The sequence below is a fragment of the Paenibacillus sp. PAMC 26794 genome (assembly GCF_000316035.1).
In the GTDB taxonomy this organism is placed as follows: Bacteria; Bacillota; Bacilli; order Paenibacillales; family Paenibacillaceae; genus Paenibacillus.
In genome coordinates, this window is sequence record NZ_ANHX01000079.1 from 22,929 (window position 1) to 45,849 (window position 22,921).

Here is a 22,921-nt window from a genome sequence, read left to right on the forward strand (position 1 = left end):
ACTTGCTTAAAAGCGAGTCGGGAGGGGCCTTTTTTGTCTTCTAAAACCTCTGGCAGGCGTACGCAAGCTGGGCTTTATGAAAGCGGTGAAAATACCTATTTATGGAATTACAAAAAACTTTCAACTATTTTCGCAAAACTACTGCATTTTCAAACCACCTGTGCTAACATACCCTAAGAATTAAAGCCCACATGGGAAAGGTGAGAAAATGACAGCAATATCCTCAACCAAAGAGTCCCTTCGTTCTGATGCCAAGGATCTGAATCTGATTCGACTGACATGGCCTATTTTCTTGGAACTCTTCTTATTTATGTTGATGGGGAGCGTGGATACGCTCATGCTCAGCTCGGTATCCGATAATGCGGTCTCCGGCGTTGGAGCAGCCAATCAGATTATTTCTATCGCTATCCTTGTATTGGAAGTTATTGGACATGGTGCTGCGATTGTAGTAGCACAATATATCGGATCGAAAAAGTTAAGTGAAGCAGCACAAGTTACGGGTAATGCGATTACACTGAATCTTATCGTAGGTCTGGTCCTGAGCGGAATCTTCCTTCTGTTCGGAGGACATTTGTTAACACTTCTGAATATTCAAGGCGAAATTTATGATTTTGCCCGTTCGTATATAAATATCGTCGGTGGCGGGATCTTCCTCCAGGCACTCATTAATGCGCTGGCTGCGACGATTCGTACACATGGTTACACCAAAGAAACGATGTATGTTGCTGTATTCATGAACGTGATTCACGTTGTTGGTAACTATGCATTGATCTTTGGACACTTCGGCCTGCCGAAGCTTGGGGTGGAAGGGGCAGCGATCTCCACGGTGGGGAGCCGGTTTATCTGCCTGCTGATCTTCTTCTGGTTGTTGTATCGTGTGAGCGAGGTACGGGTGGATTTCGAATACTACATTAAGTTGTCCAAGAAATTCATTGGCAAAATTCTGCGGATTGGCATTCCGTCTGCGATGGAATCGATGGTATATCATTCCTGCCAGCTCGTGTTCACGCTGTATGTGACCTATCTGGGCGCAGAAGCTATGGCAACCAAGCAGTATGCGGGTAATATCTCCAGCTATATCTACTTGTTCAGCATGGCGATTGGTATGGGGACATCGATCATTGTAGGCCGGCTTGTGGGTGCGCGGCGCAAAGACGATGCGTACAAACGTGTTTTTGACAGTGTAAAATGGGCCCTTCTGGCCACGGTTATCATTGATGTAATCATCATTTTGTTCCGTGTGCCGCTGATGAGCATCTTTACGGATAATCCGGAAATTATCAAGCTGGGGGCTCAAGTAATTCTGCTCAGTCTGTTGCTCGAAACCGGGCGTACCTGCAATATTGTGATCATTGGTTCTCTGCGAGCGGCAGGGGATGCAAAGTTCCCGGTATACATGGGTCTGATCTCCATGGTCTGCATGAGTCTGCCTCTGGGATACCTGCTCATATTCAAGCTTCATCTGGGGCTCGCTGGTGTGTGGCTTGCCATTGCGGCGGATGAGTGGACCCGCGCGGTCATTATGTACTTCCGCTGGAAGAGTAGAGCGTGGGAGAAACATGAACTGGTGGAGCATGATGACGAAGAGGTTGGTGCACAGCCGGTACCGGCTGTCTGACGAAGAGTGTTGTGCAAATAGATAAAAGGAGAGTCAATGACGGAAAGGACATAATCCGTGGTTGGCTCTTTTTGCGTTTCTGGCAGAGGTCAACCGAAGTGAAGATAGCAAAAATGATCAAAACGGCGACGACATCATTCACGTATAGTAAGGATATGGAAGGGGGCTTTACCTCAGTTGAGCCGTTACCGTGCAATGATTCAGCAAAGTTTGTTCTATATTGAGACCCATCTGCATGAAGAGATCGGGTTGGAAGAAGTAGCGTCCGAGGCGTTGTTGTCGCCATATCACTACCACCGGGTTTTCCGTAATGAGGTTGGCATGACCGTGGTGGATTATATCCGCAACCGTCGGATGAGTCTGGCGTCCACGACCCTGCGGTCGACGGATGCAGGCATTCTGGACATCGCCCTGGCATGTGGATTTGAGAGTCAGGAAGCCTTCACCCGCGCATTTCGCAAATTATATGGCATGCCACCAGGACGTTTTCGCAAATTGTTCGATCTGAAATTATTCGAAGGAAGAACCAGAGGAGGAGAATTACAGATGAATCAGACGTCAACGATAACAGGTTGGATGTTAACCGGAAGTCATCCGCAAAATTATGAGATGGGCATTGATCCTGCCGAAGTGCATCAAGGGAAAGCTTCAGGGTATTTGAAGGCAGTTACGCCAATGGAGCCTAACGAGTTCGCAACAATGATGCAACAGTTCAGAGCGGACAAGTATGTGGGTAAGCGGATGAAGTTATCGGGATTCGTGAAGACCGAGCATGTGGATGCGTTCTGCGGATTATGGATGCGTGTGGATAATAACGTGCATGATGTACTTCAATTTGATAACATGCATGATCGGCCAATTACGGGTACGCAGCCATGGAATCAGTATAGTATTGTGCTTGATGTACCGGAGGGTAGCGCGGTCATTTCATTCGGGGTTATTTTGAACGGTAAAGGAAAAGTGTGGGTCGACAGCTTCCGCTTCGAGGAGGTTGATCTGAACACACCACTGACACATATGGAGACAGAGTACGAGATGTCGGACGAGCCACTCAATCTGTCATTTGAGGAGTAGAAGCAATATATGTGCAGATCCATTATCAAGCTGAGGCTATATGGGAATTATGATATAATGCTGGTGAGAATGGAGCTGATGCTGAGTGACGGAATTACTCGATCCACGAGTAGATTTTGTGTTCAAACGCATTTTTGGAAGTGAGCAAAACAAAGATGTTTTGTTAGCTTTTCTGAACAGCACGTTTATAGAGACCGGCGAATCTCCTCTTACGGAGATCACTGTGGTTAACACGTATACAGATAAGGATAGTCCAGAGGATAAACAATCCATTCTGGATATTAAAGCAAAGACGGTAGAAGGCAAACTAATTAACATTGAAATGCAACTGTTTAACCCGTATAACATGGAGAAAAGGACGTTGTTTTATTGGAGTGAGATGTACTTTCATCAGATAAAAAAGGGTGAAAACTATAATCTGCTCAAAAAATGCGTGACTATTAATATCCTCAATTATTCCTGTCTGGATAATGAGCGGTATCACAATGTCTTTCATTTACGAGAAGATCATACAGGTATTGGTTTGACGGATGATATCGAAATACATGTGATGGAACTAACCAAATTGGATCAGTATTCTGTTCCGATGGAAAAAGGCGGACTCGTGAATTGGTTATTATTCCTGAAAGGAATAGATACATCAAACTGGGAGGTGCTGGCTATGAATGAACCGATGTTGAAAAAGGCGATGGATACGCTGGAATTTCTGAGTCAGGATGCGTCCACCAGAATGGCCTACGATGCTCGGATGAAAGCATTGAGTGACGAAAAATCAATGATTGAAGGCGCACGAGCTGAAGGAGCGGCTGAAGGCAAGAGAGAAATGGCTCGTGAGTTACTCACACTTGGCGTAGATCTCTCTGCGATAGTTAAAGCATCTGGACTCTCTGAAGATGAAATTAAGAAGTTGTTGCCTAAACAGTAACATGAATTGGGAATCTATAGATCAAGGGCTGATCCAATCACGGGTTGGCTCTTTTTGTTGCCTTTAGGGTATAAAGAAAGTAGAGCCAAGTCCAAGCTGAGAGGATGTAAGCTTTTCATACAAATTGCAAACTCATCCATAGCTAAATCGCACGGACCTTGCTAACATAGACCCATAAACTAACTCATGACATAGATAAAGAGGATGAATCCCATGAATAAAAAAGTGCTCGTGGTAGATGACGAATCAAGCATCGTCAGTGCCATTGCTTACGCGCTGCGGCGCGAAGGATATGAAGTAGATACTGCGAGTGACGGGGAGGAAGCACTCGTCAAGGTCGCGTCGTTTCAGCCGCAGGTCATGATTCTGGATGTAATGATGCCAAAGCTTGATGGATACGGCGTATGCCGCAGGCTGGAGGACCGGGATGATATCGGCATTATTTTGCTAACAGTCAAAAATGATATCGTGGACAAAATCGTTGGTCTGGAGATGGGCGCCGATGATTATATGACCAAACCATTCGAGATCCGTGAACTGCTCGCAAGGGTGAAAGCGCTCATGCGCCGTGTCGAGAAAAGCAGTCCACCACCGGACGATTCGAAGAATCAGGCCATCGTGAATGGCACACTGCGTATTCATGTTGCTCACCGCACGGTGACTGTGAATGAGGAGAAGCTGGATCTGACACCAAAAGAGTTCGATCTGCTGACCATTCTCATGTCCAATCCTGAACGTGTGTACACACGAGACGATCTGCTGGATCGGGTGTGGGGCATGGAATATGCGGGTGGCACACGGACCGTGGACATTCACATCCAGCGTTTGCGCAAAAAAATCGGAGATACAGATCAGCAAAAATTGCAGACCGTATACGGGATTGGCTACAAAGCATCTGCACCTGATACAGGCGGCCCCATATGAGAGTCAGCATCAAGCTGAAGTTCAGTGTTTTTCTGGCAGCCTTGCTTATCCTGACCGTGGTTGTGCTTAGTTCACTGGTCCTGCATGGTATTGAACGCAATCAGCAGTCACAGATTGAAGGTATTTTATCACAGCAGACACGGCTGGTGAATCTGAATGTGCGACAGTCCTACTACACCGAGTCCGTTCATCTCGATCAGGACGTTTTTTTACAGCGAAATGGCCGCAGGCTTGCACAGGAACTGGCCAACTCTACCGGATTGCCAATTGCTCTCTATGATATGAAGGGCCAGCAAGTTGGCTCATCGATCAGTTCCGGGGAGAGTGCGATTGTTCAGGATACGCTCAACTATGCACTGCAAAATAAAATTGCCTATCATGAACAGGGGGATACCTTGCTCTACGCCGCACCACTGGATGGTCCGGATGGACAGATGGGTGCTGTATGGATGCAATATCCGGTCCAAAGCTACCATGAATTCTATACTCGCATCCTTCAATTGTTCATATGGGCCGGAATTACCGTTGTTGCGCTGAGCTTCATATTAGGTTATCTGTTCTACAATCGGTTTGCCGTTGCGATTACCCGGCTGAAAAAGTCCGCAGATTCCATTCGCGAAGGGAATTACATTACGGAGTCTCCTTTAAAGCGCAAGGATGAATTGGGGGAGCTGGGGCAGGGCATTTATTATATGAGTACATCCATCCAGCAAAATATCACAGCCATGCATGCGGAGCAGCAGAAGCTGCAACTGGCGATTGAGAAGCTTCAGGCGCTGGAACAGCAGCAGAAACAATATATCGGTAACATCAGCCATGAGTTCAAGACACCGCTGACATCGATCAAAGCTTATGTGGAGCTGCTCGACATGTATAAGGATGATCCGCAACTGCTTGATGATGCCACGAATAACATTGGCAAAGAAACGGAGCGGCTGTACGAGATGGTGGAAAAAGTACTACATTTATCTGCTCTGGAGAAGTATGACTTCGAGAACCAGGCCGAAGATGTAGAGGTCAGCGCTCTGCTTAAGGATGCCTGTGGCCGGATGCGTGGGAAAGCGGAGAAGTTTGCGCTGAACATGGAACTGGATCTTGAACCGGCGGTGATCCGCAGCGATCGGGAGAGTCTTATGCATATTTTCATCAACATGCTGGATAATGCCATCAAATATAACGTTCCGGATGGTGTAATCCGGGTGAAGAATGAACTGCGGATGCAGGAGCGTCAAGCGGTCATTCGCATCTACAACTCGGGTACGCCGATTCCGGCAGAGGCGCGGGAGAAGATTTTTGAACCCTTTTACACTGTGAACAAAGACAGAGCCAGAAAAACCGGTGGAACCGGACTCGGACTATCTCTCGTGAAGCAGTTTGTTGAAAAACAGGGCGGTACAATCAACCTGCTGTCGGGCGACCCAGAGGATGGGGACGGAGTGACGTTCCAGCTCATGTTCCCTTTGGCTGACTCAAGTTTACAAGTTCGAAACAAGTCTGAATAACTTTGGAAGTATGCCGTGTGTATGCTTGGTCTATAGCAAGAGAAACCAGGGGGGACCATCATGAATTGGAAACAAGCAGCTTTGGGCACGTTCGGGGCTATTACCCTGTTAACGACAGCAGCATGCGGGGGAACAACGGAGCCGGGAGGCAACGCACAAGGTGGGAAAACGGGCACCGGTATTACGGTAAAAGATAATACCAACACGTCCGTGTACCAGAGCTTCAAGCTGGAGAAAATTGATAAACTACCGAATATGCGCGGGATTGCATGGTTAAGTGACGACTGGATTGTATCCGACAAGGAGAATAAGTCCTTGAAACCCGTTACCGTTGAAGGCCAGGAAAGATACCCGCATAACTTATATATGTATGATCTAACCAAAGGTACAGACACACCGCTCAAGGAAAGTGAGGTCAGCCTGGGTGCACCGCTGGTGTCACCGGATGGTCAGTACCTGTTCTATCGGGAGCCGGAGGAAAATACGGGCAAAGGCTATATCCTGAACCTGCATAATGGGGAGGCAACCCCTGCTGGTAAAGAGGACGGATTCATCCAAGAGGGTGCATGGCTGGATAATGAACATGTCGTTTTTCCCAATATGAAGGGTGATCTCATCTCGGCAAGTGTGGAGGGCACAACGAAGGTGCTAGTAGAGACAGGTAATTTCAATGTACGGAGCATCGAGGTTTCAAACGGTACGCTCTATTATATTACGGGCGAGGACGGCCAGTTGAATGCATACGATGCGAAGACGGGTGAAGTAAAACAGGTGCTGAAAAGTGTGGAGTGGGTCATCCCTTCTAATGATGGAACAAGGCTTGCGATTGTGAAAAGAACAGCGGATACCAAACGGGCGCTGGTGCTCACCGATCTGGAAGGCAATGAAAAGGCTACGCTCGCCAGAGGCACACAGATTTTCGGCACAAGCTGGTCGGGTGATGATTCCAAGATTGCATACACCATCAATTCTGAGAATGATAATGAGAAAGGGCTGTTTGTCTCCAACACGGAGTCGGCAGAACAGTTCCAGATCTCAGCAGATATGGACAACGCTTCTGACCCACTGGCCTGGAGCCCGGAAGGCAATAAAATCCTGTTATCGCAGGCGGTATTGGAAAATGAATCCTATCATTTTGTAACCTCGGTCATTACGATCTCGGAATAGGATGATTGATGGAGGCATATATGTTCCATATCTTTCATGCCTTTCTATACATTTATATTGACTAAGCTATTCCGCTTCCGATAAACTAGAATGCAGGAATAAAAGTCGAATGTCAGGCAGCAGTTCGAGACGATGTTTCGGGCGGCTGTTTCTTTTCTTTTTAACAGTAAGGGTGCAACGTAGTCGTCTTGCCGGATGATCCGGCTAATAACAACATGGAATAGGAACAGGTGATATACATGTGTAACAGCGCGTATCGCGTGCTTTTATATTATAAGTTCGTGAAGATTGAAGACCCTGAGACGTTTACACAAGAGCATCTGGAATACTGTAAGGATCTTGGTGTGAAAGGTCGTATTCTGATCGCATCCGAAGGCATCAACGGTACCGTATCCGGTACGCCTGAACAGACGGAACAGTACATGAAAGATATGCTGGCTAATCCGCTATTCAGCGACATGGTGTTCAAGATTGATGATGTGGAAGAGCATGCGTTCAAAAAGATCTTTGTTCGTCACAAAGCCGAGCTGGTTACGTTCCGCGTGGAAGATGACCTTGATCCAAATGTGACTAGCGGCAAACGCCTTTCGCCGAAAGAGTTCCATGAGCATTTGCAACGTGATGACGTCATCGTTATCGATGGTCGCAATGATTATGAATACGAAATTGGCCATTTCCGCGGGGCTATCCGTCCAGATGTTGAATCGTTCCGTGAGTTTCCAGAGTGGATTCGGGAGAACCTGGGTGACATGAAGGACAAAACCATTATTACTTACTGCACTGGCGGCATTCGCTGCGAGAAGTTGACGGGCTTCATGATCAATGAAGGATTCCAGGACGTGGCTCAATTGGACGGTGGTATTGTCACGTACGGTAAAGACCCAGAAGTACAAGGCCATCTGTTCGATGGCAAGTGTTACGTGTTTGACGAGCGGATCTCTGTACCGATTAACCGGACAGAAGAGGATATTGTCATTGCCAGCTGTTATCACTGTGGAACGACACATGACCGATATATTAATTGTCCAACCTGCAACCTGCAGCATGTAAGCTGTGAGGATTGCGAAGAGACGCATAACCGCTTTTGCTCGGATGCCTGCCGGGAGGCAGCACCGGTACACGCATAAGCAGGAGAGCAGGTGCTGATCGTGAAGCGCGAAGAGGAACGAACGACGCGTGAACGGATTTTGTTCATGCTGAAGCAGCAAGGTACATTGACCGCAAGGGAAATGACAGCTGATCTGGGCCTGACCGGCATGGCCATTCGCCGTCATCTGACGGCACTGGAACAGGACGGCTGGATCGAGGTTCGGGAGGCCCGGGCTACGGCCGGACGTCCGTCCTCGGTGTACCAACTGACGGTACGCGGGGACAGCTTTTTTCCAAAATCCTATTCGTCCCTTACACTGGAACTTCTTGAAGAATTGTCTGAATCAGCCGGGAGCGGTGTGGTAGATGCATTGTTCGAGAGTCGCCGGGACAAGCTGCTTCGTAGCGGATTGCCACAGATGGAGGGCCAGGATCTGGCCGGACGGGTGGAGGAACTCGCGCGAATTCAGAATACCAACGGATATATGGCGGATGCGTCCAGAGAAGACGATGGAACTTACGTCATTACGGAAATGAATTGCCCGATTGTGCAAGTCGCGAGTGTCTACAAGCAGGCTTGCCGCTGTGAACTGGAACTGTTCCGCTCGCTGCTTCAAGCTGAGGTGGAGCGCACCGAATGTTACGCCGATGGAGGCAAAAGGTGCAAGTATGAGATTCGCGAAGCGTCGGGGAATTAGTAGAATGGAGATTGTTTCGATCACTCGAAACGGTCTCTTTTTTTTGATAGTAAATTACGTATAAACGCTATTTTCATATGGCGATGCGTGTTATAATAGAGTTAACATCCAGTGCATGTTCGCATCCTTATATTTGCTGATACTTCAGCAGATATATCCTGTTCATTTTGCGCGTAGGAGTGAATAATGATGACAGAGTTGCTTGATCCCAAGAACGATTATGTGTTTAAACGAATCTTTGGAAGTGAAGAGAATAAGGATGTTCTTCTGGCTTTTCTGAATCACACCTTCAAAAATGCAGGTGAATCCTTACTGACCGAGATTGTATTGATCAATCCTTATCTGGACAAGGATACCCCGAGAGATAAACAGTCCATTCTGGACATACGGGCCAAAACAGATCAAGGTGAGCTAATTAATGTTGAAATGCAGTTGTTAGGGCGTGTCTGAAAACTCCGAAGGAAGCAGATTTTGCCGAATTTTCGTTCCAAGCAAGGAAGTTTTCCGCAGGCGTGCCGGGGCACGTCAAGGGAAAGTGACGCAGCATGGGGCGAAAAGGCGGTAAAAGATGCACTTCAGCGAGTTTTGAGACACGCCCTAATCAGTATGATTTAGAGAAGAGGACTTTGTTCTATTGGGGTAAACAATATTCTGGACAATTACTTGAAGGACAGAGATATAGTCAACTCAAAAAATGCGTTGCGATCAACATTGTTAATTTCAAAATGCTCGCTAATGATCAGTACCACAACGTATTTCATTTAAGAGAAGACCATACCGATATTCCGTTGACGGATGTTATAGAGATTCATTTTATGGAAATACCAAAGTTAAATGATGAAAATATTCAAATGAAGGATGGATTGGTGCGTTGGCTGTTATTTCTGAAAGGAATGACTAAATCAAGCTGGGAGGCGTTAATGATGCACGAACCCGAACCGGCTTTGAAAAAAGCCATGAGTGTATTAGAGTTTCTGAGCCAGGATGAGCAAGCACGTCAACGATATATCGACCGTCAGAAATTTCTTTGGGACGAAGCTTCCATGATTGAGGGCGCACGAGAAGAGGGTCTCAAGAAAGGCATGGAGGAAGGAATTCAAAAAGGTATCGAAGAAGGAATTAAAGAAGGGATCAAAGAGGGAATCAAAGAAGGAATCAAAGAAGGTGAAGCTGAGAGCAAGCGGAAAATCGCAATGAATATGCTCACTTTAGGTCTTGATCAGGCTACTATTATTAAGGCTACCGGGCTAACCTCATCTGAATTAGAGGAACTGCAAAAAGAAAAGGAATAAGCACTCTGGAGCTATCCTTTGATTGATATAAGGCGCCCATACCCAAGGTACATTGGATATGGGCGCCTCTTTTTTTAAAAGATTTTATATATGAAAAATCTCAGCCAGTAAGTACACTTGACACATGAATCCACTCATAATAACATACGTTATATAACATGCGTTATTAACAAGGGAAGGAGCAGTATATGCCACCAAAATCTGAGATTACGCAAGAAAAAGTGTTATCTGCCGCCTTTGAGCTTGTACGGACTCAAGGCTTGGAGGCGCTCACTGCGCGAAACGTTGCTCAGGCGCTCCATTGTTCCACCCAACCCATATATAGTCTCTACAGTAACATTGAAGAGCTAAAAGCAAGCGTGTATGACAAGGCTGCCGAATTCGCCCGTCGCAGTATGTTGGCATATGAGGACAGCGCCAATTCCCCTGCTTTGAACCTGACGATTGGATTCCTGTACTTTGCACAGAACGAGAAGCAGTTATTTCGAACGTTGTATCTTTCGGGATACCGACAATACAATCCCCACACCGATCAGTTTCTGGGTGAAGAATTAACCATGTTCTATATGCGATATAGCAAGCGATTGCAGGATGTATCGGTCGAACAACTCAAGCGCATTTTCCTTAAGCTCACGATATATCTGATTGGCATTGGAACACTTCTGAACTCTCACACCCTGGAGCTGGAGATGAATGAAGCGATTGAGATGATCCGGGAAATGTACGAGATGTTATTGCATAGAGAAGGTCTCACTTATTAAATCCGTTGAAGGAGTGAGCATCATGGTCCATAGGCTCGGCAACAAAATTGGAGAAGGTGGATGTGCGGAAGTTTTCGAATGGGAAGACGGGAGCAAGATCGTTAAACTGGCCAAACCGAACACGATTACGGCTGCTTTGGAGGCCGAACTTCATCATTGCCGAATCGCTTCGGCGTGTGGGTTGCCAGTTCCCAAGCCATATGATCTGGTGACTGTTGAAGGGCGATCAGGTATTGTATTTGAACGGATTGATGGCGAGACGATCATGAAGCGTTTTGTAGACAGAGCGTTAGAACAGTCCAGAATACAGGCGCCTTTGGATGTCGGCATAGATTTCGTGAATGCCCGGATTACAGCACAGCTTTTTCACCAGATTCATTCGCATTCGGTTGCCCATATGCCGAGTCAGCGGGAAAATATCAAGCATAATATTGTTGAAGCACAATACTTGTCTGAAGCGGAGAAAGCTGCCGTGATTGCCCAGTTGGATCAATTACCCATGAAGCAGCAACTATGTCACGGTGATCCCAACCCGGGTAACATACTCCTTCGAGATCATGATGCAGTCATTATTGACTGGAATAATGCTTCTACCGGGAGTCCGGAAGCAGACTTGGCCGAATACATTATTATGATTCGATATGCGATACTGCCCCCGCATCTGCCACATGAAGCGACGGTTGTTCTTGATGCTACCAGAGAGGCCAGCATTCGCATCTTTATGGAGGAGTATGAGAAGTTGTCCGGTATTGGCTATGCAGATATCGAACCATGGATTGCGCCTGTTGCGGCACGCAAATTGATCGCGGATGCCATATCGGAAGCGGAGAAAACAATGCTTGTGGACGAGATTAGAAGAAGACTTAATACTCCATTTTTATGAGTAGGACCTTATTTTGTTGTACTCATGGCGACCATCTACAGAACAATGTGGGTGGTTTTTATGTTTTATGTAATGTTTTCTATCACACCCATACGATGAAACTAAATTGGAAGCGGTTCAACCATTGACGGATATCGGGACGCCCCTTAATATTAGGGGAACAATAAAACACCAACACGGGTCATGGACTTCAGTCGCATGAGAAAAGTCTATATTTGTCTGCTTTTGTCGATCAAAGCAACAATGCGTTGAAGCGTTTGTTTTGTCCCGCCCTATCGTGTCAATGGAATCTCGATAAGGGTAACTACATTTTATAAGATGGAGAGGGGTTCTCACACATGAAAAAGAAATTTTGGATGTCACTGATGATGGTTGCTTCAATGATCGTTGCAGCAGGTTGCGGAAATAACAGCGGTACAAGCTCGGAATCCGAAGGATCAGGGACTACAACAGGTGGAGGCAGCGAGGAAAAATCATACCAGATTGCCATCTCGCAGATTGTTGAACATCCATCTCTGGATGCTACACGTGAAGGATTCATCGCAGCCCTGAAGGAAGCGGGCATTGAAGAGAACAAAAACCTCAAAATCGATTACAATAATGCGCAAGGTGATTCGACGAACAACCTGTCCATTGCACAGAAAATCTCGGGTGATTCCAAAAATGATCTTGTACTCGGAATCGCAACACCATCTGCGCTGGCTCTGGCTCAACAAGTGAAGGATAAGCCATTATTGTTCGCAGCGGTAACAGACCCACTGGGTGCCAAACTGGTGACCGATATGGACAAGCCGGGCGGCAATGTTACAGGTGCATCCGACACGAATCCGGCGGCTATTGTACAATTGGCTGACTTTATCGCTAAAAATCTGCCGGATGTGAAAACGGTGGGCTTGGTCATTAACGAAGGTGAACCAAATGCGGTGGTTATGGCAGATAACGCAGAAAAAGCGCTCGCAACACATAATATCAAGCTGGTGAAAGCACCAGTTACGAATACATCTGAAGTAAAACAGGCAACGGATTCCCTCGTTGGCAAAGTAGACGCCTTTTACATTACGCTCGATAACTCTGTCGTGAGTGCGGTGGATACGATTATCCAAACGGCAAACAGTAATAAAATTCCGTTTTTCTCCAGTGATCGGGATACCGTTGAAAAAGGGGCCTTCGCAACGGTTGGCTTCAAATATTATGACCATGGATATCAGGTTGGTGAGATGGCTGCGGACATTCTGAAAAATGGTACGAAACCTGGTGATATGAAAGTCACCGTTCCAGACAAACTGGATCTGATCCTGAACCTGAAAGCAGCTGAAGCCCAAGGCATCACGGTTACGGATGAGATGAAAGCGGAAGTAAAAGACCAGGAAAACAACATTATTCAATAATCTGACCGGAATGCAAATTCGGCAGTATGGATGCGAGGCGGACATGCAACGGGTTCGCCTCATTCTTTTCGATAGACAGGGAGGAAGTAGTGTGAGTATAAGCTGGAATTCAATTGAAGGGGCGATCGAGCTGGGGCTTTTATATGCACTGATGGCACTTGGTGTATATATTACGTTCCGCATACTCGATTTTCCTGACCTTACCGTAGACGGAAGTTTTACAACAGGAGGCGCAATCGCGGCGGTTATGATCTCCAATGACTTCTCTCCTTGGCTAGCCTGTTTGGCGGCAATGGCTGGCGGCATGGTGGCTGGGGCTTGTACAGGTCTGCTTCATACCAAAGGCAAAATCAACGGATTATTATCCGGGATTTTGATGATGATCGCGCTCTACTCCATTAATATGCGTATTCTTGGCGCACCGAATAAATCCATTATGGGTATGGATAATCCATTCTCAGGTGAGCATGTCATGGTGTTAATTATCATCGTCGTGCTGGTGTTTAAAATCATGCTCGATCTGTTCATGAAAACAGATGTTGGACTGGCACTCCGCGCGACAGGTGATAACAAACGTATGATTCGCAGCTTTGGTGCAAATACGGATGTGACTACGATTGTAGGGGTCAGCTTATCCAATGGATTGGTTGCCCTGTCCGGTGCATTCATTGCACAGCAATCAGGGTTTGCGGATATCACGATGGGCATTGGTATGATCGTCATTGGACTGGCTTCGGTGATTATCGGTGAGGCCATTCTTGGTGCAAGAACGGTCTTCTGGGCTACACTTGCAGCGATCGTTGGTTCGATTATTTACCGGATTGTGGTTGCGCTTGCCCTACAGGTCGAATGGTTTGATACATCTGATCTGAAGTTGATCACCGCGGTGATCGTCATTATTGCCCTTGTATTCCCTACTATGCAGCGCTCCATGAAGCAGCGTAGTCTGGCTCGCAAACGAACAGAAGAGTTGATGCGATCCGGGGGTCATCAGGCGAAGGGAGGTATGTGATCATGCTGGAGATTACGCAAGTAACCAAGCTGTTCAACCCAGGCACAACGGATGAGAAGACCGCGCTGGTTGGCGTGAATCTGACGATGAATCCGGGAGATTTTGTGACGGTGATTGGCAGTAATGGGGCGGGTAAATCCACGCTGATGAACATCATCTCGGGTGTGATGAAGCCGGATATGGGTGATGTACTGATCAATGACCGCTCCATTAAAAACCTGCCGGAGCATAAACGCAGCAGCTGGATTGGCCGGGTGTTTCAGGACCCGATGGCAGGAACAGCACCACATATGTCCATTGAAGAAAATATGGCGATGGCATACAAACGTGGTAAAGGACGCGGACTGGGCTTCGGAGTTACCCGTGCCAGACGTGAGATTTTCAATACCCAACTGGAGAAGCTGGGAATTGGACTGGAAAAGCGGCCGAATGCAAAAGTGGGTCTCTTGTCTGGTGGGGAGCGGCAGGCACTTAGCCTGTTGATGGCGACCTTTACCCAGCCGCAGATTTTGCTATTGGATGAGCATACGGCAGCCCTTGACCCTTCACGTGCCGAATTGATCACGGAACTGACGGAGACACTTGTGCGTGAGATGAGACTTACTACATTGATGGTGACGCACAATATGGAGCAGGCCATTCGTCTGGGTAACCGTCTGATCATGATGAACAAAGGCCGAATTATTCTGGATGTCAGCGAAGAGCGTAAACGTACGTTGACTGTCCCTGAGTTGCTTGGTGAATTCGAACGGATTAGCGGCAAAAAAATGGCAGATGATCGTGTCGTGCTGGGTTAAGACAAGGGAACACTTGTTGGAAGAACAGATATACGTACCGTAATCCACAATCTAAGCCATCTATAAGTTAGACGATAAAAACCTTTTGCGTTCTCGCAAAGGGTTTTTGTGGTATGTTGAACACGTTGAAAAAATGGAATGAATCTATACGATTTCGGATCAGCGAATTATACATAGTAGGAGGAACCAGGCATGTCTTTGCAATTGGATGAAGGGACATATACGGTCACGCGGCGTACAGAGTCCATTCGCCTGCTCGCCAAGGAATTTGCACTGCTGCATTTTCTGTATGAAAACAAGGAGAAAGCCTTCACCCGCAGTCAATTGCTGGATCGGGTATGGCCGCTTGAATATCCGGTTGAACGCACTGTGGACGATCATATCTATCGCCTGCGCAAGAAGCTGAAACGCTGGGACGAGATCCGTCTGGATACAGTACGGGGCTACGGATATCGGCTTGCTGTGCATGAGAATAAGTCCGCTCTACCCGCTAGCCCCTCTGCTCAGGACCCAGAAATGCAGGAGGTCATTCACGGATTACTTCGTAAATATCACTTAATCACCACATATTCCCGCAATAGCTCATCCCATTGAAAATGCAAAAGCAACGGAGCTACCGGTCATCGGAGCAATTCCCGAACCGTGTATGGTTCCGTTGCCAATAGCTCGATCCCTCATTCCTTCGTTCCTTACTCTGTACTCAACGCAATCATTCTCAACCTTTGCATATCACCGCTCGAAAACAGCGGATTGGCGTGCCGTACATGTCAGACCAGATGGCATCGTCCGGCTCTTTCACATTCAGCTTATCTTCAATGTTTAATCCGGTAACAGCCATGATCGTCTCCAGCAGATCAGGGCGCATCTCGGGTACATCGAAGGTAGCGATTAACTGTCCGTTTGGCTTCAACACCCGGGCGAATTCACGAAAAGCCCGCAGCATCGTGCCCGTATCCAGATGCTCCAGTACAGAGATACAGAATACCCGATCAAACTTACCCGACTCGTACGGAAGCTGGGCCAGATCAGCCTTTGCACGGTGCAATCGGGCGAGAGTTGATTCCGGCAGATCCTGAGCGGCCTGCTCGCCAAAATCAGAAACAATATCCAGCCTGATCGCTTCTTCAGACAAAATGCGTTCATCCCAGTCGCAGGCGTGAACCTCGCGGCAGTGTTCGGCGAGCCAGAATTTGAACGGATGGGAGATGCCGCAGGCTGCATCAAGTACGACGTCGTCTGGACGTGCAAATCGCCGGGCCCATTCGTATTCATAAGGACGGCTCCACCATGCCGGATGCAGGGGGAAGACCAATGTGTCCGTTTTAGGGTCACTTTGCCGAATGTATCTTGATTCCATGAATTCCGTTGCCTTGGGCGTATCCATCATCCCCGAATTCCCTCCTTTAATCCTGTCTCTGCCAAAAAAGATTCCAACACCGTGCTCCACCGGCCCCGCCACCTGGCAAGATCATAGGACAGTGCAGTCTCTCGCGCGTAGATTCCCAGTCGTTCTCGCTCGGCTCGATCCTGTACAAGACGTACCAGTGCGGCGGTTAGTTCCTGCTCACCAGGAGGCACCAAGAGTCCATTAAACCCGTCCTGAATCAAATCATTCAACCCGCCAACATTGGATGCAATCACCGGAAGTCCACAGCTCATCGCTTCCAGACAGGCATAGGAGGTACCCTCTGAGAAAACGGTTGGTATTACGGCGATATCTGCCTGATGGTAGGCCTCACGAATATCCCGAAAATCATACGTGCGCTGGATGATTCGCTCCGCATGTGGATGAGTACGATGCCAATAACGAAAGGCTCTCCCTACCGTACTGCCTTCGACCAGTTCCCCGGCAAATTCAATCTCCAGATCCGGAAAAGCCCCCAATAGCTTATCTGCTGCCAGCATCATTGGAATAATGCCTCGTTCCATGCTGATGCGGCGCGGATAGATAATGCGAATTGGACGGGGAGAAGACACACGGGCATCAGCAGCTTTCTTTTCAACCTGTCCCTGAATTGAACCATTAACCTGGGACTCAGCATCTACTTCTACAGCTTGCACCCCTGATATAACCGCACCAGCATTCTCCTCATGACTCGCTAGATCATTCTTCCCTGCGACAAGCCATTCGTCTTCCTGTTCCTGCTCAAAGGTTCGTGTTGGCGGGGCTGGTGTGAAATAGGACGTATCCACTGCATTGGGAATCAGGACAACCTGCCTTGGATCGGTATAGGTGCACGCAGCCCGGCAAAAGGTCTGGAAATGAGAATCCACGGATACAATGCGCACGAGTCCATCCAGAGCCAGTTGAATATGTTCCGCGACTTGTTGTTTGGTCTCCAGTGGCAGTCCGGGACGATCCCAGTTAATGCCGTGACAGATGCCAAGACTGCCCGGTTTATAGGTGATGGGTTGCCACAGACAGTTGGCATAGATCACTGGGCCGCGCGCTGCTGCTGCCATCCGGTCAAAGGCTTGCGGTACATTATCCATGTCGTACGAATAACCAAATACGTCAATCTGCTCCGTCCGAGTCTGGAATGCTTCAAAATAAGAGAGCTGATGAACCTCGGGAATATGCCCGAGTCCACGGATGACACTGCACAGATCCAGAATATATCGCTCCAGTCCACCGCCAAATACCCTGCCGAATTCCCGATTGTACCCGTCGGTGAAGCTATGCGTCAGAATACTCACCACACCCATCTCACGGTCCCTCCTTCCAGGGAATCAGCCGAGGTTCCGGATCGAGAATCGACTCGTAATGTGCAAGATTGCCCCACTCACCGCCAGGATCAATGCGCTTGTAACGCAAATATTTACGAACCCGGTCCTCCAGACTACCGGCCCAGCCGAGATGCTGAACCTTCAGTTCCGTACTGACCCCAGGCAATACGGTGCAGGACAAGGGAAGACGGGGAACATGATGATTCTGTTGTGGATAAAAATAAGGATATCCAGGCATATACCGTACAAGTGAAGCGGTATGCCGTTTGTGCAGACACCAAAGATCATCTTCCCGGTAGTGGGTCCTGCCACCCCACATATCGTAGAATCGAAATGCAAACCAGTCTGCATACTCCTGATTAATCAGAGCGCGTATGGCTTTCTTGGCCTCTGTGCTGTACAGCTCATCCGCATCAACCGAGAGCAACCAGTCGGGACGTGTTCCCGCCGCCGCTTGCCATAAGGTGTTGCGAAGTCGCCATTCCACGGCGAACAGCGGTTTCTCCAAGACCTCCAGACGGACCACCTTCGGATAGGCTTTGCATATATCTGGGGTTCCGTCTGTGCTGGCATCATCCACAATCACGATCTCATCTACGAACTCACTCAGATCATGCAATACTTCTTCAAGGTATCGGCCGCGTTCATTGCGAACCTGGAGCATGGCGGTCAGCTTGTTGCCTTTGCTTTTGCGAACCCGATGAATGGAGAAGGGCTCTTTGAATACACTTGTTTCCTCTTGTGTTATAGCAACATTCTGTTCTTCCTGACCTTGTGAATCACCCCAGTGATGCACTTGGCTTCGGATGTCCTGCGTTTGTTGTGCATGATCCGGCGTGTGATCGCCATTTTCCAATGCGTCTGTATGTGTCCAATCGACTGTTTCCGTTGGCGTGTAAGTGGTTTCGGTTCGGATATCCCTGTGCACCATTGGCCCATTCACCTGTTGTCTGCGCTTCTTCGGGTCCAGCATCATGGCACCTCCCCAAGCAATTGCTGTACAGCATGATCCAACAATTCCAGCTCGACAATCCGGGCGAGCGCATCTTCATCCTCCAGTGCCGTTTCGAGAAAATGTCGGACTGCCCCGTGCCTTTCCCCTCGCAGAGCCAGCGCACTACCGGATAATTGCTGATAATCCCGGCGACTGGCATCATCCTGAATGTCGACTGCATGCACCAGAGCCAGTGCTTCTTCCACACGTCCAGTCTCCTGGTAGATGCGGAATTTCCAATGTCTCGCCGTTTCTCCGCCAAGTTCGTCCAGGATACGCAGGGCATTTCCGTAATCATCGTTCATACGCAGTAGTTCCGCTCGTACAAGTTGATCTTCTCCCGCCTCAAACCAGCGACAGAGCTGTTCATAATGATGGCGTTCCTGTTCGTCGGCTGCACTGATTCCATACACCAGTAGGGCGTCTTCCAACTTGCCGGCCCGGGCATGGATGGCAGACAGGAATCTATAGTGGGAGACTACACAGTCACTGCGACCATTCAAGACCGCATGGGAGAATGCCTCTTGAAGTGAATGGATAGCCCGAGGATCTTCAAGCAAGTACTCATAGGCTGCCAGCAAAAAGGATATCGTCTCATGAGCACCTGCTTTGGCTCGGAGCTGACGGTAGTAGTCGGCACGTACACTGCATTGAAGCAGGGTGACGCTATCCGGAGTGCCTGACAGGATCTGCCGCAGCGCATGCAGGAAGAGCAGTTCGTAGTCCCGGAGAGGGACTTCGAGATCATCCTTTTGCATCGTACCCGCAGGTGCAGGGTCTTCGCCGCCCAGCCAGATAGCACGTACGCCTTGGAATAACAGCTTCATATAACGTGTTTCGGAGGATGTACCTACCAGATCTGCGATGCCGACCAGTTTGGAAATACTGCTCTCCCATAGCGGAGATTGTGCTTCATCTCCAGCAGGCTCAGGGAGCAGGACAATACATAGCTCAGGCTCCAGCGAAGCTGTAGCCATTAGCCAGTAGGGATGGGCGACCACGGCTACGGTGCGAGGTTCCAGCAATAGCTGCTCGGCCTCAGGGAGGGAGATGACGGTAATGACCGGAGGTACATCCTCTGTTTGCGTCAGGCTACTGACATAGTAGACCTCTCCCTCGATCGATAGCAGTGCAGCAATATCGGGATAGGGAAAGGATGACCAGCCTCCTTTGCGAGGGAAGAGAACATACCGAACAGGGGACTGCGCTGTATTGGCCCCATCCGGGCTGACTTCGGGGGCTGAATCCGGTAACGGCGCAGGATTTTCCATGAATAGTTCACCTCACCTTGACTGTAATATGGCGCGTCATTCGCTCTGCATGTGCTTCATGCTTTCACTTCATATGTAAAGTCCTCACGGCACTTCGCATGATATGCCTGAGACTAACATATGGGCATTCCGTACCAAACATGAGTATCTTCCATGAATAGATGAAGTTGGCAAGCTGTGATAATAGGCTGAATTTTATCTTTTGTGTGACCAGGATCACTTTTTTTTGCTCTAGAGACGAAGATTGTGATAATTCTCACATGTATAAAATAGGTAATCTGGCACAATACGTTCATCAACGTATTTGGCGGACAGACAGCGAAGGTGCAGCTTCAATGCCAAATACGCATACTGCGAAGTGAACAGAAAGAAGGGGTAACGATATGGATCCGATTATGTTATCGCGTATCCAATATGCACTTACAACGATTTTCCATTTCTTTTTTGTCCCGCTATCCATCGGTCTTGTACTGTTGGTTGCGATCATGGAGACGTTGTACGTTGTTAAGGGTAAGGAGATCTACAAAACGATGGCCAAGTTCTGGGGCAAGCTGTTCCTGATTAACTTTGCCGTCGGGGTAGTCACAGGTATTCTGCAAGAGTTCCAGTTCGGTATGAACTGGTCCGAGTACTCCCGATTTGTCGGGGACGTGTTCGGTGCGCCACTGGCTATTGAAGCGCTACTGGCGTTTTTTATGGAGTCTACATTTATTGGATTGTGGATATTCGGATGGGATCGTTTGTCCAAAAAAGTGCATCTGGCCTGCATCTGGCTGGTGTTTGTCGGCACATTCCTGTCCGCGCTGTGGATTCTGGCAGCCAATTCATTTATGCAACATCCTGTCGGGTTTGAGATTAACAACGGCCGAGCCGAGATGAATGATTTCTTTGCACTCATCACGAATGGTCAGCTTCTCGTCGAGTTCCCACATACGATTTTTGGGGCATTGATGACAGGGGCCTTTGTCGTAACCGGGATCAGTGCCTACAAATTGATGAAGAAGCAAGATGTGGAGATCTTCCGCAAATCGTTTAATATTGCGATCATTATCGCTCTTGTTTCTTCATTCGGCGTGGCATTCTCGGGGCACTTCCAGGCGCAATATCTGGTGGAGACACAGCCAATGAAGATGGCAGCCAGTGAAGGCACATGGACGACGACAGAAGATCCGGCGCCATGGACGGTGGTCGCTTTTATTGATCCGGATAAACAGGAGAGTACGGGTGAGATCAAAATCCCCGGATTGCTCAGTTACCTGTCCTACAGCAAGTTCTCCGGTAGTGTCAAAGGCATGAAGGAACTGAATGCTGAGTATCAGCAGACGTATGGACCGGGGGACTACATCCCGCCGGTACGGACAACGTTCTGGAGTTTCCGCATTATGATCGCAGCAGGTGGTTTAATGATTGTGCTTGCTCTGTACGGTACGTTTCTGGCTATGCGCAAGAAGCTGGAGGTCGCTGGAAAGTGGTTTATGCGTCTGATGGTATTTGCCATCTCCCTGCCGTTTATTGCCAATACGTCAGGCTGGATCATGACCGAGGTTGGAAGACAGCCATGGACGGTATTTGGCTATATGACCACCGAGGCCGGGGTCTCACCGAACGTATCCGCAGGCATGATCCTGTTCTCCACGATTGCGTTCACAGCTGCGTATACCGTGCTTGGTATCGTGATGGTATACCTGTTCGTACGTGAGATCAAGGCAGGCCCATTTGCGGTTGAGAAGCCAGAAGATCACGATGAATCGGCCGATCCGTTCGGCGTGGATGGAGGTTATTCCGTTGTCACTAAGTGAGTTGTGGTTTTTGCTGATCGCCGTATTGTTTGTTGGTTTCTTCTTTTTGGAAGGTTTTGATTTTGGTGTGGGGATGTCTACAGGCATTATTGCCAAAACAGACCGCGAACGCCGGACTCTGATCAACTCGATCGGTCCGTTCTGGGATGGTAATGAAGTATGGCTGATTACGGCGGGGGGCGCGATGTTTGCCGCCTTCCCGCACTGGTATGCGACGTTGTTCAGTGGTTTTTACCTGCCACTTGTAGTGGTGTTACTCGCCTTGATTGGTCGCGGTGTTGCTTTCGAATTCCGCAGTAAAATGAAACAGCAACGCTGGCGCAAAACATGGGACATCATCATTGTTGTCTCCAGCGCGCTCTTGCCGTTCCTGTTCGGCGTGGTCTTTGCCACATTGATGAAAGGTCTGCCCATTGATGGGGAGATGCAGTTGCGTGCAGGATTCCTCGATATTGTTAATCCGTACACCGTGATTGGTGGCTTGAGCGTAACCCTGCTGTGTCTGGTTCATGGATTGCTGTTTGCATCACTACGAACAGTAGGTGATCTCAGAGAGCGTGCCTTGAAGACAGCGCAAAAATTGATGCTGCCGCTGGCTGCACTACTCGCTGTTTACGCGTTAATGACGTATTTCATGACGGATGTGTTCGCCGTACGCGGTTGGGCTCTTTGGATTATGGTTGTACTTGGCGCAGTTTCGCTTGCACTTGCGGCATACTTTGTTCGTCAGAAGCGTGAAGGCTGGGCTTTTGGTATGACTGGGGCAGTGATTGCAATTGCCTTTGCCTCGGTCTTTATCGGACTTTTCCCAAGAGTGATGGTGAGTTCCTTTGGGGCGGCGTATGACCTGACTGTATACAATGCCGCATCGGGTGCGTATTCATTAAAAGTAATGACCATTGTAGCTTGCACATTGCTGCCGTTTGTTCTTGGCTATCAGATCTGGAGTTATTATATCTTCCGCAAACGTCTGAACGAGCAGCACCAACTGGAGTACTGA

21 protein-coding genes and 1 pseudogene are annotated in these 22,921 nt (G+C 48.3%); 18 read left to right on the top strand and 4 right to left on the bottom strand.

Going from position 1 to position 22,921, the window contains the following annotated elements; translation table 11 throughout:
• The first annotated feature begins 208 nt into the window (after positions 1-208).
• From D829_RS0125320 to D829_RS0125390, 16 genes and pseudogenes are all read left to right on the top strand, one after another.
• Complete coding sequence (locus D829_RS0125320) at positions 209-1,618, top strand: MATE family efflux transporter (protein WP_017691713.1); 1,410 nt, start codon at positions 209-211, stop codon at positions 1,616-1,618.
• Between the two features lie 177 nt (positions 1,619-1,795).
• The gene (locus tag D829_RS0125325) at positions 1,796-2,692 is read left to right on the top strand and encodes an AraC family transcriptional regulator (RefSeq protein ID WP_017691714.1); all 897 of its coding nucleotides are present in this window, start codon (positions 1,796-1,798) and stop codon (positions 2,690-2,692) included.
• An 85-nt stretch (positions 2,693-2,777) separates the two neighbouring features.
• Positions 2,778-3,617 carry an Rpn family recombination-promoting nuclease/putative transposase gene (locus tag D829_RS0125330; RefSeq protein WP_017691715.1) on the top strand — a complete coding sequence of 280 codons (840 nt, stop codon included), beginning with the start codon at positions 2,778-2,780 and terminating at the stop codon, positions 3,615-3,617.
• A gap of 213 nt (positions 3,618-3,830) precedes the next feature.
• Positions 3,831-4,541 carry a response regulator transcription factor gene (locus D829_RS0125335; protein WP_017691716.1) on the top strand — a complete coding sequence of 237 codons (711 nt, stop codon included), beginning with the start codon at positions 3,831-3,833 and terminating at the stop codon, positions 4,539-4,541.
• The gene (locus D829_RS0125340) at positions 4,538-6,043 is read left to right on the top strand and encodes a HAMP domain-containing sensor histidine kinase (protein WP_017691717.1); all 1,506 of its coding nucleotides are present in this window, start codon (positions 4,538-4,540) and stop codon (positions 6,041-6,043) included. Before D829_RS0125335 ends, D829_RS0125340 begins: the two co-directional genes overlap by 4 nt.
• 60 nt (positions 6,044-6,103) lie before the next feature.
• Positions 6,104-7,210, top strand: a complete 1,107-nt coding sequence (locus D829_RS31900; RefSeq protein ID WP_017691718.1) for a hypothetical protein — start codon at positions 6,104-6,106, stop codon at positions 7,208-7,210.
• 239 nt (positions 7,211-7,449) lie between these two features.
• Positions 7,450-8,337, top strand: coding sequence for a rhodanese-related sulfurtransferase (locus D829_RS0125350; protein WP_017691719.1), 888 nt, complete (start codon positions 7,450-7,452; stop codon positions 8,335-8,337).
• Between the two features lie 12 nt (positions 8,338-8,349).
• Positions 8,350-8,997 (top strand): winged helix-turn-helix transcriptional regulator, encoded by a 648-nt coding sequence (locus tag D829_RS0125355; RefSeq protein WP_017691720.1) that lies wholly within the window; start codon positions 8,350-8,352, stop codon positions 8,995-8,997.
• A gap of 189 nt (positions 8,998-9,186) precedes the next feature.
• Positions 9,187-9,432: pseudogene (locus D829_RS31905) on the top strand (Rpn family recombination-promoting nuclease/putative transposase); the annotation flags it as partial.
• A gap of 110 nt (positions 9,433-9,542) precedes the next feature.
• Positions 9,543-10,289, top strand: coding sequence for an Rpn family recombination-promoting nuclease/putative transposase (locus tag D829_RS31910; protein WP_051154083.1), 747 nt, complete (start codon positions 9,543-9,545; stop codon positions 10,287-10,289).
• A gap of 188 nt (positions 10,290-10,477) precedes the next feature.
• Positions 10,478-11,050 (top strand): TetR family transcriptional regulator, encoded by a 573-nt coding sequence (locus D829_RS0125365; RefSeq protein WP_017691721.1) that lies wholly within the window; start codon positions 10,478-10,480, stop codon positions 11,048-11,050.
• Between the two features lie 22 nt (positions 11,051-11,072).
• Positions 11,073-11,933 (top strand): aminoglycoside phosphotransferase family protein, encoded by an 861-nt coding sequence (locus tag D829_RS0125370; protein WP_017691722.1) that lies wholly within the window; start codon positions 11,073-11,075, stop codon positions 11,931-11,933.
• A gap of 338 nt (positions 11,934-12,271) precedes the next feature.
• The gene (locus D829_RS0125375) at positions 12,272-13,321 is read left to right on the top strand and encodes an ABC transporter substrate-binding protein (protein ID WP_017691723.1); all 1,050 of its coding nucleotides are present in this window, start codon (positions 12,272-12,274) and stop codon (positions 13,319-13,321) included.
• A 91-nt stretch (positions 13,322-13,412) separates the two neighbouring features.
• A complete protein-coding gene (locus tag D829_RS0125380) occupies positions 13,413-14,333 on the top strand; it encodes an ABC transporter permease (RefSeq protein WP_017691724.1) in 921 nt (306 codons plus the stop codon).
• A 2-nt stretch (positions 14,334-14,335) separates the two neighbouring features.
• Complete coding sequence (locus D829_RS0125385; protein WP_017691725.1) at positions 14,336-15,130, top strand: ATP-binding cassette domain-containing protein; 795 nt, start codon at positions 14,336-14,338, stop codon at positions 15,128-15,130.
• 192 nt (positions 15,131-15,322) lie between these two features.
• Positions 15,323-15,724 (top strand): winged helix-turn-helix domain-containing protein, encoded by a 402-nt coding sequence (locus D829_RS0125390; RefSeq protein ID WP_017691726.1) that lies wholly within the window; start codon positions 15,323-15,325, stop codon positions 15,722-15,724.
• A 121-nt stretch (positions 15,725-15,845) separates the two neighbouring features.
• Here D829_RS0125390 and D829_RS0125395 read toward each other — a convergent pair whose 3' ends face one another.
• From D829_RS0125395 to D829_RS0125410, 4 genes are read right to left on the bottom strand one after another with little or no spacing between them, the layout of a single operon-like run.
• The gene (locus D829_RS0125395; protein ID WP_017691727.1) at positions 15,846-16,517 is read right to left on the bottom strand and encodes a class I SAM-dependent methyltransferase; all 672 of its coding nucleotides are present in this window, start codon (positions 16,515-16,517) and stop codon (positions 15,846-15,848) included.
• Positions 16,514-17,836 (bottom strand): glycosyltransferase family 4 protein, encoded by a 1,323-nt coding sequence (locus D829_RS34190; protein WP_017691728.1) that lies wholly within the window; start codon positions 17,834-17,836, stop codon positions 16,514-16,516. Before D829_RS34190 ends, D829_RS0125395 begins: the two co-directional genes overlap by 4 nt.
• 1 nt (position 17,837) lies before the next feature.
• On the bottom strand, positions 17,838-18,833 hold the full coding sequence (locus tag D829_RS31915; RefSeq protein WP_241230819.1) for a glycosyltransferase: 996 nt from the start codon (positions 18,831-18,833) through the stop codon (positions 17,838-17,840).
• A complete protein-coding gene (locus tag D829_RS0125410; RefSeq protein WP_017691730.1) occupies positions 18,830-20,122 on the bottom strand; it encodes a hypothetical protein in 1,293 nt (430 codons plus the stop codon). The genes D829_RS31915 and D829_RS0125410 overlap by 4 nt, the downstream gene beginning before the upstream one ends.
• Before the next feature lie 383 nt (positions 20,123-20,505).
• On the opposite strand from D829_RS0125410, the gene D829_RS0125415 reads away from it, so the two are divergent.
• Positions 20,506-21,921 (top strand): cytochrome ubiquinol oxidase subunit I, encoded by a 1,416-nt coding sequence (locus D829_RS0125415; protein WP_017691731.1) that lies wholly within the window; start codon positions 20,506-20,508, stop codon positions 21,919-21,921.
• Entirely contained in the window at positions 21,866-22,921 is a 1,056-nt protein-coding gene (gene cydB, locus D829_RS0125420; protein WP_241230820.1) for a cytochrome d ubiquinol oxidase subunit II, read from the top strand. The genes D829_RS0125415 and cydB overlap by 56 nt, the downstream gene beginning before the upstream one ends.